The following is a 14,748-nucleotide window of genomic DNA, read 5'->3' as shown; positions in this document are numbered from 1 at the left end:
GCGGCGATCCGGCAGGTGAAATGCGTCGCCGATGGTAACGCGGCGCCGGTGAAAAATTCCCTATCGGCGCCGCGCCGGGCGTGGCGATCGGCGCGGGCGCGTTTTTTGCCTGCGCGCCCTTCCTTTCGCGCGGCCGCCCTGCTATCTGCGGCGGATGACCGCGCATAAGATCGACAATATCCGCAATTTCTCCATTGTCGCCCATATCGACCATGGCAAGTCCACCCTCGCCGACCGCCTTATCCAGCAGACCGGCGCCCTGGCCGAACGCGAAATGGTCGAGCAGGTGCTGGATTCGATGGATATCGAGCGCGAGCGCGGCATCACCATCAAGGCGCAGACGGTGCGCCTCGAATATAAAGCCCAGGACGGCCAGACCTATATTCTCAACCTGATGGACACGCCCGGGCACGTCGATTTCGCCTATGAGGTCTCGCGTTCGCTCGCGGCCTGCGAAGGCTCGCTGCTGGTGGTGGATGCTTCCCAGGGCGTCGAGGCCCAGACGCTCGCCAATGTCTATCATGCGCTCGACGCCGGGCACGAAATCGTGCCGGTGCTCAACAAGATCGACCTGCCCGCCGCCGAGCCCGACCGGATCAAGGCCCAGATCGAGGAAGTCATCGGCCTCGACGCTTCGGACGCCGTGCCGATCTCGGCCAAGACGGGCCTCAACATCGACCTCGTGCTGGAGGCCATCGTCCGGAAACTGCCGCCGCCGCAAGGCGACGAAAAGGCTCCGCTCAAGGCGTTGCTGGTGGACAGCTGGTACGATTCCTATCTCGGCGTCGTGGTGCTGGTGCGCATTTTCGACGGCGAGCTGCGCAAGGGCCAGAAAATCAAGATGATGGGCACAGGCGCCCATTACGAGGTCGACCGCATCGGCGTGTTCCGCCCGAAAATGCAGGATGTCCAGAAGCTCGGCCCAGGCGAGGTCGGCTTCATCACCGCCCAGATCAAGCAGGTCGCCGACACCCGCGTCGGCGACACCATCACCGACGACAAGAAACCCTGCGTGGAAGCCCTGCCCGGCTTCCAACCGGCCCAGCCGGTGGTCTTTTGCGGCCTCTTTCCGGTAGACGCCGCCGATTTCGAGGACCTGCGAGCCGCCATGGGCAAGCTGCGGCTCAACGACGCCAGCTTCTCGTTCGAAATGGAATCGTCCGCCGCGCTCGGCTTCGGCTTCCGCTGCGGCTTTCTGGGCCTGCTCCATCTCGAAATCATTCAGGAGCGGCTGGAGCGTGAGTTCAACCTCGACCTGATCGCGACCGCGCCGTCGGTTATCTATAAAATCATGATGACCTCGGGCGAGACGATCGAGCTGCACAATCCGGCCGATATGCCCGACGTGGTCAAGATCGCCGAGATCCATGAGCCCTGGATCAAGGCCACCATTTTGACCCCGGACGACTATCTCGGCGCGGTCCTGAAACTATGTCAGGACCGGCGCGGGGTTCAGGTGGATTTGAATTATGTCGGCAAGCGCGCCATGGTGGTCTATGAACTGCCGCTCAACGAAGTGGTGTTCGACTTTTACGACCGCCTGAAGTCGATCTCCAAGGGCTATGCTTCGTTCGACTATACGATCATCGACTATCGCGCCGGCGATCTGGTCAAAATGTCGATTCTGGTCAATGGCGAGCCGGTCGACGCTTTGTCCATGCTCGTCCACCGCACCCGCGCCGAATCGCGCGGCCGCGCCATGTGCGAGAAGCTGCGCGAACTGATCCCGCAGCACATGTTCCAGATTCCGATCCAGGCGGCCATCGGCGCGAAAATCATCGCCCGCGAGACCATCCGCGCCCTGCGAAAGGACGTGACCGCCAAATGCTACGGCGGCGACGTCACCCGCAAGCGCAAGCTGCTCGAAAAGCAGAAGGAGGGCAAGAAGCGCATGCGGCAGTTCGGCAAGGTCGAAATCCCGCAGGAAGCTTTTATCGCCGCCCTCAAGATGGACAGTTGACGCCCTATCTGCCGGCGTCGATTCGCTCCACGGTGGCGACCACTTCGTTCGTCAACTCATAGGTCGACTTCTGCTGCAAATCCAGTTCGACCACGCGCCGCGAGAGGCCGGAAAGGTCGTCCTGCGCCGCGCCGATCGCCTTTTCGAGCGATTGCAGCGCCGCGTAAAGCCATTCGATCTTTTCGTCGGGGCTCATCGCCTTCCATTCTTTCGCCATCGTCGCGCTTCTCCGGCTTCGGTCAGATCATCGATCATAAGTTGAATATATTAATTAATACAATCTTAGGTTGTAATAATTGAAATGATCCGCCGCTTCCGCTTTGACCTCGCGCTGTTCGCGTTCTCGAAGTTCGCGCCTCAGGCCTCCAGCGCGCAGACATTGGGCTGAAGCAGGGCGCCGGCCTTGAGCCAAAGCCGCACGCCCTGCGGCCCCACGAAGCCGCCGAGCGCCTGCGCCGGTGGAAGCCTCAGCCAGGACCAGCGCTCGAAACACTCGCCGTTCTCGGTGAAAGAGCCTGAAAGGACAAATATTTCCAGTCCGTCCGGATTCGGCAGGCGGATCTCCGCCCCCGGCGCCCAGTTTTCCTGCCAGACGCGCTCGCTGGCATTTTCGAACAGCAGCCTTCGCGACGTTCCGGCTTCGGGCGGCAGGGCCACGACGGCATGGTCATCCGCCCGGAATTGCCAGAGTTTGACGAAGATGACGCAACCGGCGTCGGAGCCCGGAGCGTGGGCTGTGCCTGTCGGATTGCGCAGATAGGAGCCCGCCGGATAATCGCCGGTTTCGTCCTGAAAGACGCCTTCCAGCACCAGGATTTCCTCGCCGCCGCCATGTTCGTGCGCCGGAAAGCGGCTGTTTGGCGCGAAGCGCACGATAGAGGTGGCGCGCGCGATCTCGTCGCCGATGCGAAACAGCATGCACCGCTCGACGCCCGGCGCCGGGCTCGGCGTCCAAGGCAACCTGCCGGCGTGCGCCGCCGCCCGCGAAGTCAAATCATCATTGAGACGCATCGCGCGCCCTCCCCGGCTGAACACGTCCCCGGGACGTGAGGGCGGCGAAAGGCAATGTCAATAGCGTCGATCCCGCCGGACCGCGCGGCCAGCCAGTCAGTTCCCGTTATAATAGGTCTGGGGGTAATATTGGCTCGGATAATAAGTCTGCGGGTAATAGGTCGGGGTCTGATAGACCGGCTGATTATATTGCGGCGGCGGCGGAAAATTCGCCGGCGGATTGTTGGCCGGCGGCGAGTACCTCGGCGGACTCGCGACCGGCGGCGCATAATTTTGCGCGATCGACGGCGTCGCCACACCGATGAGGGTGACGAAACAGGCGAAGCAGGGCAGGCAGACGGGGATGCGCATCGGGGATATCCTCGGAGAGGTCAACCAACTGCGCAAGTCTGCGCCTCGAACCTGTCCCGAAGCCTGCCATTCCCGCCGGCCGCGCATCGCTCAGTAATGATGATGACGGCGATGGTGATGGGGAGGCGGCGGAACGAAATCCAGCGTCAGGCCCGTCACGCCGCCGGCGACGTTCAAACCCTCCTGGGCGGTGAGCGACACCGGTTGGAGCGCGATCGTATCGGCGCTGCCGCCGATCAGAACATTGGCGCCCAGGCCGACGCCGACCGTCACCTCGCCGCTCACACCGCCGTAGCTTCCCGCAAGCGCGCCCTGGGGCGGGGCGCTGGTCGGCGCGAACACCGCCCACGCCAACAGGCCCTTGGTGGTCGCGCCAAGATCGACGCCGATCTTGGTGATCGAGCCGGCATAATGCTCGACACGGCCGCCTTGCGAGGTGAAACGGCAAACCAAAGCGCGATTCGAGGCGATGATCAATCCCGGACCGCCGGCGACCTCGCAATTCAGCGTGCCGACCTGCACTTGGTCGGCGGAAGCGACATGAGTGGAAAATGCAAGCGCCGCCACGGAAACGGCGAATAGGACGGAACGCATGTTCATGGGGAAATCCTTCCTTGCACTGGGCGCAAAAATCGCCCGAACTCTCGGAGAATTCACGGGATTTCCGCCGTCAAGAGGCGGGAGCCGACCGTGACGCCGCGGGCATTATCGTCTTAGCCTGCGCCTTGGCAATGGAAAAAGTGAGACGCAATTGCGTCGATGGGCGGGAGCCCCGCCGCCCGTTCCCGAGCCGCCCGCCGCTGTTGTCATAAAATGGCAATCGAAATCGCGATTGATCGCGCGATCCGCGAAAACGCCACGCGGCGGCCGGACATGCGACGCCTGTGCTGGAAGGGCCTGAATGCTTCCCGTCAATGGACATTTCATCGGCGACGCGCTTCACCTGCTCGCCGCGCTGGCCTGCGGCGCCCTCATCGGCTTCGAACGGCAATGGCGCGAGCGCAACGCCGGACTGCGCACCCATACGCTGGTGGCGCTCGGGGCCGCGACTTTTGTCGTCTTCGCCGCGCAATTCGCCAATGAGAATCCCACCCGCGTCGCCGCCCAGGTCGTCTCCGGCATAGGCTTTCTCGGCGCCGGCGTGATCTGGAAGGAGGGCGCCAATGTGCGCGGGCTCAATACGGCCGCGACTTTGTGGTGCTCCGGGGCGGTGGGTCTGCTGGCAGGCGCCGGCTATTGGCCCCAGGCGGCCTTCACGGTGGTCCTGATCGCTTCGGTCAACCTCGTCCTGCGCCCGCTGACGGCGCTGATCGACCGCCAGCCCGTCGAGAACGCCGAGATCGAATCCTACTATCTGGTGGCGATCGTTTGCCGTTCGGATGAAGAGGCCGAATTCCGCGCCAGGATGCTGCAATATTTCTCGACCGGCGACCTTCACCTGCGCCAGCTTGACAGCGTCAATATCGAGGGCAGCGACCGCGTCGAAATTTCGGCCCAGGTGACCTCTGGCAAACCGCGGGAGCTGGCGCTCGAACATATCGTCGGCGCGTTCAGCCTCGAGCCCGCCGTCAGCGCCGCGCGCTGGCGCAGGGTGACCGATATTCTGTAAAGGGCGCGTCGCGGCGGCGTTTCTGTCGCGCCTTCGATTCCACCCTCCGCGCGGGAAAGTGCGTCAGACGAAATCGATTTTCATGATTTCATAGCTCTTGCCGCCGCCGGGCGTGTTGACCTCGACCGAATCGCCGACCTTCTTGCCGATCAGGGCGCGCGAAATCGGCGAGGAAATCGAAATCTTGCCGGATTTGACGTCCGCCTCCATGTCGCCGACGATCTGGTAGCGCTTCTCCAGTTCGGTGTCCTCGTCGATCAAGGTCACGGTCGCGCCGAATTTCACCGTGCCGCCAGAGAGCTTGCTGACGTCGATCACGTCGGCGCGGGAGAGCTTGTCCTCCAGTTCGGCGATTCGGCCCTCGTTGAGCGACTGCGACTCCTTGGCCGCGTGATATTCGGCGTTTTCCGACAGATCGCCATGGGACCGCGCTTCCGCGATGGCCTGAATGATGCGCGGCCGCTCCTCCTGCTGGCGGCGCTTCAGCTCCACCTCGAGGGCCGCATATCCGGCGACGGTCATGGGCAGCTTTTCCATCCTGCGACTCTTTCAAATTCTAAGGCTCGCTTCGCCGCGGGCGGCGAAGCTTTCGACAAACCCCGACGGCATTCACGCGGCGCCGGGACAAAACGCGAGACGCGCCCGATGGGGCGCGTCGCATGCTCGTTTTAAGAACCCTCATGATGGAACAGAGGCGGGCGCAGGTCAACGCCCCCCGGAAAGCTTCCCTCAGGCGAAATAATCCTGAAGCGCCCGCACTTCGAGATCGCCGGCGAGAAAGGCGCGCACGCCCTGCGCCGCGGCAAGCGCCCCGGCGAGCGTGGTGTAATAGGGCGCCCTGTGCAGCAGAGCGGCGCGGCGCAGCGAGCGCGAATCGGCCAATGCCTGCGCGCCCTCCGTGGTGTTGAACACCAGTTGCACCCCGCCGTTCTTGATGGCGTCCACGACATGGGGCCGGCCTTCCGACACCTTGTTGATCTTTTGCGCCGAAATGCCCTGCTCGTTGAGGAAGCGCGCGGTGCCGCCGGTCGCCAGCACCTTGAAGCCGAGATCGGCCAGAAGCCTGACCGCCTCGAGCACCCGCAGCTTGTCCACATCGCGCACCGAGACGAACAGGGCGCCCGACGTCGGCACCTTGGTTCCAGCGCCGAGCTGGCTTTTGGCGAAGGCGATGTCGAAGCTGCGATCGAGGCCGATCACCTCGCCGGTCGAGCGCATTTCGGGTCCGAGCACCGTATCGACGCCGGGGAAGCGGGCGAAGGGGAATACTGCTTCCTTGACCCCGACATGACCGCCCTCCCAGGGCGTCAGGCTGAATCCCGCAAGCTTTTCGCCCGCCATGACCCGCGCGGCGATCTTGGCCAGCGGCCGGCCGATGACCTTGGCGACGAAAGGCACGGTGCGCGAAGCGCGCGGATTGACTTCGAGCACATAGATCTCGCCGTCCTTGAGCGCGAATTGCACATTCATCAGGCCGCCGACATGAAGCGCCAGCGCGAGCTTGCCGGTCTGCTCCTCGAGCCGCGCGATCATTTCGGGCGTCAGCGAGCGCGGCGGCAGCGAACAGGCCGAATCGCCGGAATGGATGCCCGCCTCCTCGATATGCTCCATGACGCCGGCGACGAAAACCTCCTCGCCGTCGCACAGGCAGTCGACGTCCACCTCGACGGCGTCCATGAGATAGCGGTCGAACAGCAACGGATTCTTGCCCAGAACCGTGTTGATCTGGCCGGTCTTGTCGTTGGGATAGCGCGCCTTGACGTCCGACGGCACCAGACCCGGCAGCGTTCCGAGCAGATAATCGTCCAACTCGCCCGAATCGCGGATGATCGCCATGGCGCGGCCGCCGAGCACATAGGACGGACGCACCACCAGAGGCAGGCCAAGCTCCTGGGCGACGATGCGCGCCTGCTCCACCGAATAGGCGATGCCGTTTTTCGGCTGCTTCAGGCCGAGCTTGTCGAGCAGGCGCTTGAACAGGTCGCGGTCCTCGGCGAGGTCGATCGAATCGACCGAAGTGCCGAGAATGGGAATGCCCGCCTCCTGCAACGCCTTGGCGAGTTTCAACGGCGTCTGGCCGCCGAACTGGACGATGACGCCCTTGAGCGTCCCCGCCTCCTGCTCCTTGGCGAGAATTTCGAGCACGTCCTCGCGGGTCAGGGGCTCGAAATAGAGCCGGTCCGAGGTGTCGTAATCGGTCGAAACCGTCTCCGGATTGCAATTGATCATGATGGTTTCATAGCCGGCGTCGCCGAGCGCGAAACAGGCGTGGCAGCAGCAATAATCGAACTCGATGCCCTGCCCGATGCGGTTGGGCCCGCCGCCAAGGATCACCACTTTCGTGCGGTCGCTCGGGCGCGCCTCGTCGGCCAGGACGCCGGCGAAAGGCCGCTCATAGGCCGAATACATATAGGCCGTGGGCGAGGCGAATTCCGCCGCGCAGGTGTCGATGCGCTTGAATACCGGTCGCACGTTCAAGCTTCGGCGCAACGCCGCGACGTCCGACTCGTTCCTGCCGGTCAGCGAGGCGAGGCGCAAATCCGAGAAGCCGGCGCTTTTGAGCATGCGGAGATTGTCGGCGTCCTCCGGCAGGCCGAAGCGCCTGACCTTGCTTTCGAGCGCCACGATTTCGGCGATCCGCGCAATGAACCACGGGTCGATCTTGCAGGCCTCGTGAATTTCCGCTTCGCTCATGCCCATGCGCAGGGCCTGGCCGACGACCAGCAGGCGGTCAGGCGTCGGCGTCCCCAAGGCTGCGCGCAAAACATTCATGTCGTCGCCCTTGCCGAGCCCGTCGATCTCGATCTCGTCGAGGCCGGAAAGGCCGGTTTCCAGCGAGCGCAGCGCCTTTTGCAAGGATTCGGCGAAATTGCGGCCGATGGCCATGGCCTCGCCGACCGATTTCATCGCCGTGGTCAGGATCGGCTCGGCGCCGGGGAATTTCTCGAAGGCGAAGCGCGGAATCTTGGTGACCACATAATCGATGGTCGGCTCGAACGAGGCCGGCGTCGCCCCCCCGGTGATGTCATTGGCGATTTCGTCGAGCGTATAGCCGACTGCGAGCTTGGCCGCGACCTTGGCGATCGGGAAGCCGGTCGCCTTCGAGGCGAGCGCCGACGAGCGCGACACGCGCGGGTTCATCTCGATCACGATCATCCGGCCATTGGCTGGATTTATGGCGAACTGGACGTTGGAGCCGCCCGTCTCGACGCCGATTTCGCGCAACACCGCGATCGAGGCGTCGCGCATGATCTGATATTCCTTGTCCGTCAGCGTCAGGGCCGGCGCGACGGTGATGGAATCGCCGGTATGGACGCCCATCGGATCGATGTTTTCGATCGAGCAGATGATGATGCAATTGTCCGCCTTGTCGCGGACGACCTCCATCTCATATTCCTTCCAGCCGAGTACGCTTTCCTCGATCAGGACTTCGGAGGTCGGCGAGGCGTCGATGCCGCGCTCGACAATGTCGATGAATTCCGCCTTGTTGTAGGCGATGCCGCCGCCAGTGCCCCCGAGCGTGAACGACGGGCGGATGATCGCCGGCAGGCCGATGTCCTCCAGCGCCTCCAACGCCTGACTGAGCGTCTTGATGTGATGCGAGCGCGGGGTGTCGAGGCCGATCCGAATCATGGCCTCGCGGAACAATTCGCGGTCCTCGGCCTTGTCGATCGCCTCCGCCGTCGCCCCGATCAACTCGATGTCATATTTGGCGAGCACGCCCATTTTCTTGAGCGACAAAGCGCAGTTCAGCGCCGTCTGTCCGCCCATGGTCGGCAGAAGAGCGAAGCCGCCGGGCGCCGCGTAACGCTCCTTCTCGATGATCTTGGCGACGATTTCCGGGGTGATCGGCTCGACATAGGTGCGGTCGGCGAGATCGGGATCGGTCATGATCGTCGCCGGATTGGAATTGACCAGGACGATCCGGTAGCCTTCCGCGCGCAGCGCCTTGCAAGCTTGTGTGCCGGAATAATCGAACTCGCAGGCCTGGCCGATGACGATGGGGCCGGCGCCGATGATCATGATCGTCTGGATGTCTGTCCGTTTCGGCATTTTCCGCTCTTTACCTTTTGCCTCGGCCGCGACGCGCCCGAGGCGCCCCTCGCGGGAGGCTGTTTCCGAGCTTCGGCGCGGCCTTGCGCCGCGCACAAAAAAAGGCCGCACTTTCGGCCAAGAAAGCCTGAGCGCGTCCTCCGCTGTCATCCCGCGACGGGAGAGATTTCGGTCGGGAGACGCCCGGCCTGAATGTGACGCTCCTGTTAGCGTAAGTTTGCAGCGCTGTGAACCCCCGGACGGCGCGAGCCCTTCGCGTCGTCCGGGGATTTTCAAGGAAAGGTAATGGCTTCAGGCCATATTTCGAACAATGACAAAACAGAAATGCCCCTGGAACGGTTCCTGCCGCGCAGCTCTCGTCGCTCTGCTCGCCCTTGCGGCAGGCGTCCCGGCGCATGCGCAAGGCGTCGGCGGGCGTGAGCTGACCGTCGGCAAAGGCTCGATGGTCGCGACTTGCGCCGCCTGCCATGGCGTCGACGGCATCGCCCATGACGCGGAAGTTCCCAATCTCGCCGGGCAGAACGAGGCCTATCTCTACAATCAGTTGCGCGCCTTCCACAGCCGGCGGCGAGCGCACAAGGAAATGACCTATATGAGCCGCAACCTGACCGACGAGGAAATGCGCGCCCTCGCCGCCTATTTCGCCCATTTGCCGCCACGCTGAGCATGCATTCGTTGGCGAACCAACGAATGCATGCTCAGCTTCATTTGAATTAGCAGGATTTTTGTCCGAAAATTGGCCACCACTTTTCGGAATTCCTGCTCAGCCGGAACCGCCCGATGTCGCTCCGCCGTCAGTTTTCCTCCTTCTTCATCGTCGGCTCGATCGCGACGGCGACTCATTATTCCGTTTTGATCTCCCTCAAGGAGCTGGCGCATTGGCGCGTCATCCCCGCCACGCTCTGCGGCTTCTGCCTGGGCGGCCTCGTCTCCTATGTCCTCAACCGCCGGCACACTTTCGCCAGCGACCGCGCCCATGTCGAAGCCGGATGGCGCTTCTTCACCGTGTCGGCGGTCGGCTTTTTTCTGACCTGGGGCCTGATGCGCCTGTTCGTCGTCGAATGGCATGCGCCCTATCTGCCGGCGCAAATGGTCACCACCGGGCTGGTGATGTTCTGGAATTTCGGCGCCAACCGCCAATGGACCTTCCGGCCGCAGAGCGCCTGTCCCGCGATCGGAACCCGCCATTGACAGCGTCTCCCGAAACTCTGCCGCCGCCCGGCTCCGGCCCGGCTCACGATCCGGCTCCCGGCATGGCCCCGCGCCGCGCCGCCGTCATTGCCGTCGGCCTCGTCTTTTTCGATTCGCTGCTCGGCCAGCTTGCGACGATCCCCAATATCACGCCCTGGTACGAGGGGCTGGCGAAGCCCTCTTTCACCCCGCCCAACGCCGTGTTCGGACCCGTCTGGACCCTGCTCTACGCCCTCATGGCTTTGGCCTTCTGGCGCATCCTGATCCAGCCGAAGCAGAAGGCCCGCAGCCTCGCCATCGGCGTCTTTCTCGCCCAGCTCGCGCTCAACGTCATCTGGAGCTACGCCTTTTTCGCCGCCCACAGCCCCCTGCTCGGGCTGATCGACATCATCCCGCAGGAAATATTGGTCGTCGCCACGACGATCCTGTTCTGGCGCCTCGACCGTCTCGCCGGCCTGTGCCTGCTGCCGCTCGCTTTGTGGGTCGGCTATGCGGCGGTGCTGAATTTAGCCGTCTGGCGACTCAACGGCTGAACGAAAGCCCTGATTCCTGCGTGTAAATTGTTCTAAATGACAGGTACTTAGACCGCACGTCCCCGCAATTTCACCGCAATTGAGGCCAAATTCAGACAGCGCGACGGCGGCGATTGCAGCGCAACATCGCCGCCGTCGCGCGCGTATCGGAATAGATCTTGGCTTACGGAGAACGGGCGTCGGGGATCGATCGCCAGGGGAGCTTTCATTATGCGTAAAATCACGGGGGCGGCCGGGCTGGCCGCCGGTTTCCTGTTGCTGGCTTCTGTCGAGGTTATGGCCCATGGCGACGTGACGCCGCACCCCGTGGACACGACCGGGCTGCCGCCGCTCGGCAAGACCTGGGTCGATTCCAATCCCTATCGCGGCAACGCCAAGGCGATCGCCATCGGCTCGGTCGGCTATTATCACAATTGCGCCGCGTGCCATGGCCTGAACGCCGAAGCCGGCGGCATGGCCCCCGATCTGCTGCAGATCGCCAAGGACTGCGTGACCGAGACCTCCGCGGAGGAAAAGGCCTCCTGCTTCAAGGACAGCGACGATTATTTCAAGGGCGTCGTGCTCGAGGGCCACAAGAACAGCGAGGGCCGGGTGACCATGCCCAGCTACAGTAGCGTCTTCACCCAGGAAGCCGTCTGGGCGATCAAGGCCTATCTCGACAAGCGCACCGCCGACGAAGCCAAGACGAACTGAACCGTCGGCAAACAGGCGCGGCCGCCGGCGCATGAGCGCCGCGGCCGTTCCGCGGGTTCATCAGGCCTTTTCGACCAGGCCGATCGCAAAACCGTCCCAGCCCTTGGCGCCGACGGTCTGGATTGCGGTGGCGGTCAATTTTTTCTCGGCGCCGGCCTGATCGAAGAATTTTCGCGTGCCGACGATGTCGAGATCGTCGCTCGCCGCATCGAGCACCCTGCCCTCGCGCACCACATTGTCGACGACGATGGCCGCCCCGACCCGGGCGAGGCGAAGCGCCCATTGCAGATAGTCGGGATTGTTGCGTTTGTCGGCGTCGATAAAGACGAAATCAAAAACCGCGCCCTCCTTTTCAAGCAAAGGCAGGGACTCCAAAGCAGGGCCGACGCGCAGGTCGAGTTTCGCTCCCTGCCCCGCGGCCTGAATATTCTCGCGGGCCACCGCCGCATGGGCGGGCGAATATTCGAGCGTGACGATCTTGCCGTCATCCGGCAGGGCGCGGGCGAGCCAGATGGTGGAATAGCCGCCGAGCGTGCCGATTTCGAGAATCCTGCGGGCGCCAGCGAGCCGCGCGAGCAAATGAAGCAGCTTGCCCTGCGCCGGGGAAACGTCGATCGACGGCAGGCCCGCGTCGCGATTGCGCTTCAGCGCCCCGTCGAGCGCCGCGTCGGGCGGCGACAGTTTTTCGATAATATAGGCGTCAACCGCCGTCCAATCCTTTTCCGTCATGTCACCTGCCCCGTTCCAGCGGCGCGATTTAACCGCTACGAGGCTTCCCTTGTCGAGGAAAAAGGCGCGGGGCGGAAATGGCCTCGGCGCGCCGAAGTCGAAGGACGAAAAATCATCCGGCGAATTCCTCCCGCTCCGCTTCTTTCAGAATGTCTTCCGAATCGGACGCGCCCGAGAGCGCGGCATTGAGCCTGGCGCGATCGAGTTCGCCCTCCCAGGCCGAGACTGCCACGGTCGCCACGCCATTGCCGATGATATTGGTCAACGCGCGATTTTCGCTCATGAATTTGTCGATGCTGAACACGATGGCCATGCCGGGCACAAGGCGCGGGTCGACGGCGGCGAGCGTCGCCGCGAGGGTGATGAAGCCGGCGCCGGTGACGCCCGAGGCCCCCTTGGAGGTCAGCATGGCGACGACGACGATGATGAGCTGGTGTTTGAGGTCGAGGGGAATGTTCAGCGCCTGGGCGATGAACAGGGTCGCCAGCGTCATATAGATATTGGTGCCGTCGAGATTGAACGAATAGCCGGTCGGCACGACCAGACCGACCACCGATCGCGAGCAGCCGAGCTTTTCGAGCTTGGCCATCAATTGCGGCAGCGCGCTCTCGGAGGACGACGTGCCGAGCACGATCAGCAGCTCGTCCTTGATATAGACGAGGAATTTGAAAATGTTGAAGCCGACCGCCCGTGCAATCAGGCCGAGAACGACGAAGATGAAAACCGCCGAGGCGAAATAAAAGGTCGCGATCAGGCCGAGCAGGCTGCCGAGCACGGTCGGGCCAAATTTGCCGACCGTATAAGCCATGGCGCCGAAGGCGCCGAAAGGCGCGGCGCGCATGACGATGCCGATGACGCCGAACACCGCATGGGCCACATCGTCGATCAGGCGGCGCAGGGGCGCGCTGCGCTCCCCCATCGCCATCATGGCGAAGCCCATCAGAATCGAGAACAGCAGAACCTGGAGAATATCGCCTTTGGCGAAGGCGCCGACGACCGAATCGGGAATGATGTCGAGCAGGAATTCGACGGTCGAGCGATGCGCCGACGAATTGGCGTATTTGACGACCGCCGCGGCGTCGGCATGGCCGCCGAAGCCCGCGCCCGGCTGTACGACATTGCCGATGACGAGGCCGATGACGAGCGCGAAGGTCGAGACGACCTCGAAATAGACCAGAGCCTTGACGCCGACCCGCCCGACCTTCCTGGCGTCCTGGATATGAGCGATGCCGGTCGAGACAGTGCAGAAGATGATCGGCGCTATCACCATCTTGATCAGCTTGATGAAGCCGTCGCCCAGAGCCTTGACCCCCGGCTCCGTCGCAAATTTCGGGAAGGCCACGCCAACCACGACGCCGAGCAAAATGGCGAACAGGACCTGGACATAGAGCTGGCGATAGAGCGGCTTTTTCCCGGGCGGCTCGGCCGCGTCGCTCATATTGACCGGCAGGGACGACGGGACGGCTTCGCTCACATTCATCGGGGCGCTCTCCTCGCGCCCATTCAACGCCCCGCCATGGCGAGCGCAAGGATTTTTCTCAGCTTCCCCAGACCAGAGTCAATTCGGCGTCGCCGGGAAAGCCGTCAGGGAAATTCGCGATGCGCGCCGAAAGGGCGAAACCCAAAGGCCGCAATTCCTTATCCCAGCGCAGAAAGAAATCCGCCGCCTTGCCGCGCAGGCTCGCCGGCCAGTCGCGATCGGGCAGGTTGATGGCGCGGCCGCCGTCGTCGCAGAGCGCGGCCGGGAAGGTCAGGGCCACGACGCCGGTTTCGCCGCGCCGCGCCGCCTCGCGCGCCAGCATCATGAGCTGAGCCATCTCCTTGTCGTCATAGCGCGCGGTCAATAATTCCTTCACCAGTTCGCCGCGCTTTTCATGCGCCTGGCGGATCGCGTCGTGCTGCACCTGCGCCTTGGCGCGCTCGAACTCGCCCACCATCGCCTTCAGCTCCGCCGCCGTGACGCCGCCCGCCGGGATTTCCGGCTCGGGCGGCGGCGCCTTCTCGGCTTTCAGCTTCTTCAGCCTGGCCTGGGCCCGCTGGCGCGCGGCGTCGAAGACCTCGGGCGTCACCGGGCGCGCCTGCGGGCGCTCCTCGGGGGCGAATAAACGCAACAGGTCGGCGCGGGTGACGACTCCGACCACGATCCCGTCGCGCAGGACAAAAATGCGCTTCACCCGATGGGCGCTCATCAGATCGGCGACGTCCGCGACGCTGGCGTCCTCATCGACGCAGAGAGCCGGCTTGGCCATGATCTGGCGCACTTTGTCGGCCTCGCGCTCCAGCGCGTCGAGATAATTCGCGGCCATGTCCTGGCCGCCGGCCAGCAGGTTCACCCAATCTTCGCGCAGTTTCTTATGCATGGCGGAATCGGCGAAGCGGAAATCGCCTTCGCTGACCACGCCCAGCGGGCGCCCCTGCGGGTCTAGCACCGGCAGGCCGCTGACGCCGAGGCGCAGCATCGTCTCGGCCGCCGCGCGCGCCGATTCGTCAGGGCCGACTCCGGACACCGGACTGGTCATGACGTCGCGCGCGCGTTTTTCACCGCTGGAGCCGACGATATCCAACATGACGCCCCCCTGAAATACGCCAGCCATTATAGGCGCAAATTATGAAACGCG

15 protein-coding genes are annotated in these 14,748 nt (G+C 63.6%); 6 read left to right on the top strand and 9 right to left on the bottom strand.

Annotated elements, in window-relative coordinates; genetic code table 11:
- Positions 1 to 154 precede the first annotated feature (154 nt).
- Positions 155 to 1,960: a translation elongation factor 4 gene (gene lepA, locus K2U94_RS07245; RefSeq protein WP_243066563.1), complete on the top strand. Its 1,806-nt coding sequence runs from the start codon at positions 155 to 157 to the stop codon at positions 1,958 to 1,960.
- Positions 1,961 to 1,964: 4 nt separating this feature from the next.
- Here the strand turns inward: lepA and K2U94_RS07240 are convergent, their stop codons facing one another.
- The 4 genes from K2U94_RS07240 to K2U94_RS07225 all read right to left on the bottom strand — a co-directional run bounded on the left by K2U94_RS07240 (position 1,965) and on the right by K2U94_RS07225 (position 3,922).
- Complete coding sequence (locus K2U94_RS07240) at positions 1,965 to 2,177, bottom strand: hypothetical protein (protein WP_243066562.1); 213 nt, start codon at positions 2,175 to 2,177, stop codon at positions 1,965 to 1,967.
- Positions 2,178 to 2,317: 140 nt separating this feature from the next.
- On the bottom strand, positions 2,318 to 2,971 hold the full coding sequence (locus tag K2U94_RS07235; protein ID WP_243066561.1) for a cupin domain-containing protein: 654 nt from the start codon (positions 2,969 to 2,971) through the stop codon (positions 2,318 to 2,320).
- Positions 2,972 to 3,067: 96 nt separating this feature from the next.
- The gene (locus K2U94_RS07230) at positions 3,068 to 3,322 is read right to left on the bottom strand and encodes a hypothetical protein (RefSeq protein ID WP_243066560.1); all 255 of its coding nucleotides are present in this window, start codon (positions 3,320 to 3,322) and stop codon (positions 3,068 to 3,070) included.
- A gap of 90 nt (positions 3,323 to 3,412) precedes the next feature.
- A complete protein-coding gene (locus K2U94_RS07225) occupies positions 3,413 to 3,922 on the bottom strand; it encodes a DUF992 domain-containing protein (RefSeq protein WP_243066559.1) in 510 nt (169 codons plus the stop codon).
- A 301-nt stretch (positions 3,923 to 4,223) separates the two neighbouring features.
- On the opposite strand from K2U94_RS07225, the gene K2U94_RS07220 reads away from it, so the two are divergent.
- On the top strand, positions 4,224 to 4,931 hold the full coding sequence (locus tag K2U94_RS07220) for an MgtC/SapB family protein (RefSeq protein ID WP_243066558.1): 708 nt from the start codon (positions 4,224 to 4,226) through the stop codon (positions 4,929 to 4,931).
- Between the two features lie 63 nt (positions 4,932 to 4,994).
- Here K2U94_RS07220 and greA read toward each other — a convergent pair whose 3' ends face one another.
- Positions 4,995 to 5,468 (bottom strand): transcription elongation factor GreA, encoded by a 474-nt coding sequence (gene greA, locus K2U94_RS07215; protein ID WP_243066557.1) that lies wholly within the window; start codon positions 5,466 to 5,468, stop codon positions 4,995 to 4,997.
- 192 nt (positions 5,469 to 5,660) lie between these two features.
- Positions 5,661 to 8,984 (bottom strand): carbamoyl-phosphate synthase large subunit, encoded by a 3,324-nt coding sequence (gene carB / locus K2U94_RS07210; protein ID WP_243066556.1) that lies wholly within the window; start codon positions 8,982 to 8,984, stop codon positions 5,661 to 5,663.
- Positions 8,985 to 9,294: 310 nt separating this feature from the next.
- Here carB and K2U94_RS07205 point away from each other — a divergent pair, with 310 nt between their 5' ends.
- The 4 genes from K2U94_RS07205 to pedF all read left to right on the top strand — a co-directional run bounded on the left by K2U94_RS07205 (position 9,295) and on the right by pedF (position 11,401).
- A complete protein-coding gene (locus K2U94_RS07205; RefSeq protein ID WP_243066555.1) occupies positions 9,295 to 9,648 on the top strand; it encodes a c-type cytochrome in 354 nt (117 codons plus the stop codon).
- A gap of 116 nt (positions 9,649 to 9,764) precedes the next feature.
- On the top strand, positions 9,765 to 10,175 hold the full coding sequence (locus tag K2U94_RS07200; protein ID WP_243066554.1) for a GtrA family protein: 411 nt from the start codon (positions 9,765 to 9,767) through the stop codon (positions 10,173 to 10,175).
- Positions 10,172 to 10,708, top strand: a complete 537-nt coding sequence (locus K2U94_RS07195; protein WP_243066553.1) for a TspO/MBR family protein — start codon at positions 10,172 to 10,174, stop codon at positions 10,706 to 10,708. The genes K2U94_RS07200 and K2U94_RS07195 overlap by 4 nt, the downstream gene beginning before the upstream one ends.
- A gap of 210 nt (positions 10,709 to 10,918) precedes the next feature.
- The gene (gene pedF / locus K2U94_RS07190) at positions 10,919 to 11,401 is read left to right on the top strand and encodes a cytochrome c-550 PedF (protein ID WP_243066552.1); all 483 of its coding nucleotides are present in this window, start codon (positions 10,919 to 10,921) and stop codon (positions 11,399 to 11,401) included.
- A 60-nt stretch (positions 11,402 to 11,461) separates the two neighbouring features.
- Here pedF and K2U94_RS07185 read toward each other — a convergent pair whose 3' ends face one another.
- From K2U94_RS07185 to K2U94_RS07175, 3 genes are all read right to left on the bottom strand, one after another.
- Positions 11,462 to 12,130, bottom strand: a complete 669-nt coding sequence (locus K2U94_RS07185; protein WP_243066551.1) for an O-methyltransferase — start codon at positions 12,128 to 12,130, stop codon at positions 11,462 to 11,464.
- Between the two features lie 112 nt (positions 12,131 to 12,242).
- The gene (locus K2U94_RS07180; protein ID WP_243068825.1) at positions 12,243 to 13,568 is read right to left on the bottom strand and encodes a dicarboxylate/amino acid:cation symporter; all 1,326 of its coding nucleotides are present in this window, start codon (positions 13,566 to 13,568) and stop codon (positions 12,243 to 12,245) included.
- Between the two features lie 100 nt (positions 13,569 to 13,668).
- Positions 13,669 to 14,697 carry a CBS domain-containing protein gene (locus K2U94_RS07175; RefSeq protein WP_243066550.1) on the bottom strand — a complete coding sequence of 343 codons (1,029 nt, stop codon included), beginning with the start codon at positions 14,695 to 14,697 and terminating at the stop codon, positions 13,669 to 13,671.
- Positions 14,698 to 14,748 lie beyond the last annotated feature (51 nt).

This window comes from Candidatus Rhodoblastus alkanivorans, assembly GCF_022760755.1.
GTDB lineage: Bacteria > Pseudomonadota > Alphaproteobacteria > Rhizobiales > Beijerinckiaceae > Rhodoblastus > Rhodoblastus alkanivorans.
Note: the sequence above shows the minus strand (reverse complement) of the source record. Positions and strands in the feature narration are given on the sequence as shown.

Bases quoted from the DNA above. Each gene is read 5' to 3' on its own strand.
- K2U94_RS07185 (WP_243066551.1), bottom strand. From the start codon at position 12,130: ATGACGGAAAAGGATTGGACGGCGGTTGACGCCTATATTATCGAAAAA.
- K2U94_RS07230 (WP_243066560.1), bottom strand. From the start codon at position 3,322: ATGCGCATCCCCGTCTGCCTGCCCTGCTTCGCCTGTTTCGTCACCCTC.
- lepA (WP_243066563.1), top strand. From the start codon at position 155: ATGACCGCGCATAAGATCGACAATATCCGCAATTTCTCCATTGTCGCC.
- K2U94_RS07175 (WP_243066550.1), bottom strand. From the start codon at position 14,697: ATGTTGGATATCGTCGGCTCCAGCGGTGAAAAACGCGCGCGCGACGTC.
- K2U94_RS07200 (WP_243066554.1), top strand. From the start codon at position 9,765: ATGTCGCTCCGCCGTCAGTTTTCCTCCTTCTTCATCGTCGGCTCGATC.
- carB (WP_243066556.1), bottom strand. From the start codon at position 8,984: ATGCCGAAACGGACAGACATCCAGACGATCATGATCATCGGCGCCGGC.
- K2U94_RS07240 (WP_243066562.1), bottom strand. From the start codon at position 2,177: ATGGCGAAAGAATGGAAGGCGATGAGCCCCGACGAAAAGATCGAATGG.
- greA (WP_243066557.1), bottom strand. From the start codon at position 5,468: ATGGAAAAGCTGCCCATGACCGTCGCCGGATATGCGGCCCTCGAGGTG.
- K2U94_RS07180 (WP_243068825.1), bottom strand. From the start codon at position 13,568: ATGAGCGACGCGGCCGAGCCGCCCGGGAAAAAGCCGCTCTATCGCCAG.
- K2U94_RS07235 (WP_243066561.1), bottom strand. From the start codon at position 2,971: ATGCGTCTCAATGATGATTTGACTTCGCGGGCGGCGGCGCACGCCGGC.
- K2U94_RS07225 (WP_243066559.1), bottom strand. From the start codon at position 3,922: ATGAACATGCGTTCCGTCCTATTCGCCGTTTCCGTGGCGGCGCTTGCA.
- K2U94_RS07205 (WP_243066555.1), top strand. From the start codon at position 9,295: ATGACAAAACAGAAATGCCCCTGGAACGGTTCCTGCCGCGCAGCTCTC.
- pedF (WP_243066552.1), top strand. From the start codon at position 10,919: ATGCGTAAAATCACGGGGGCGGCCGGGCTGGCCGCCGGTTTCCTGTTG.
- K2U94_RS07220 (WP_243066558.1), top strand. From the start codon at position 4,224: ATGCTTCCCGTCAATGGACATTTCATCGGCGACGCGCTTCACCTGCTC.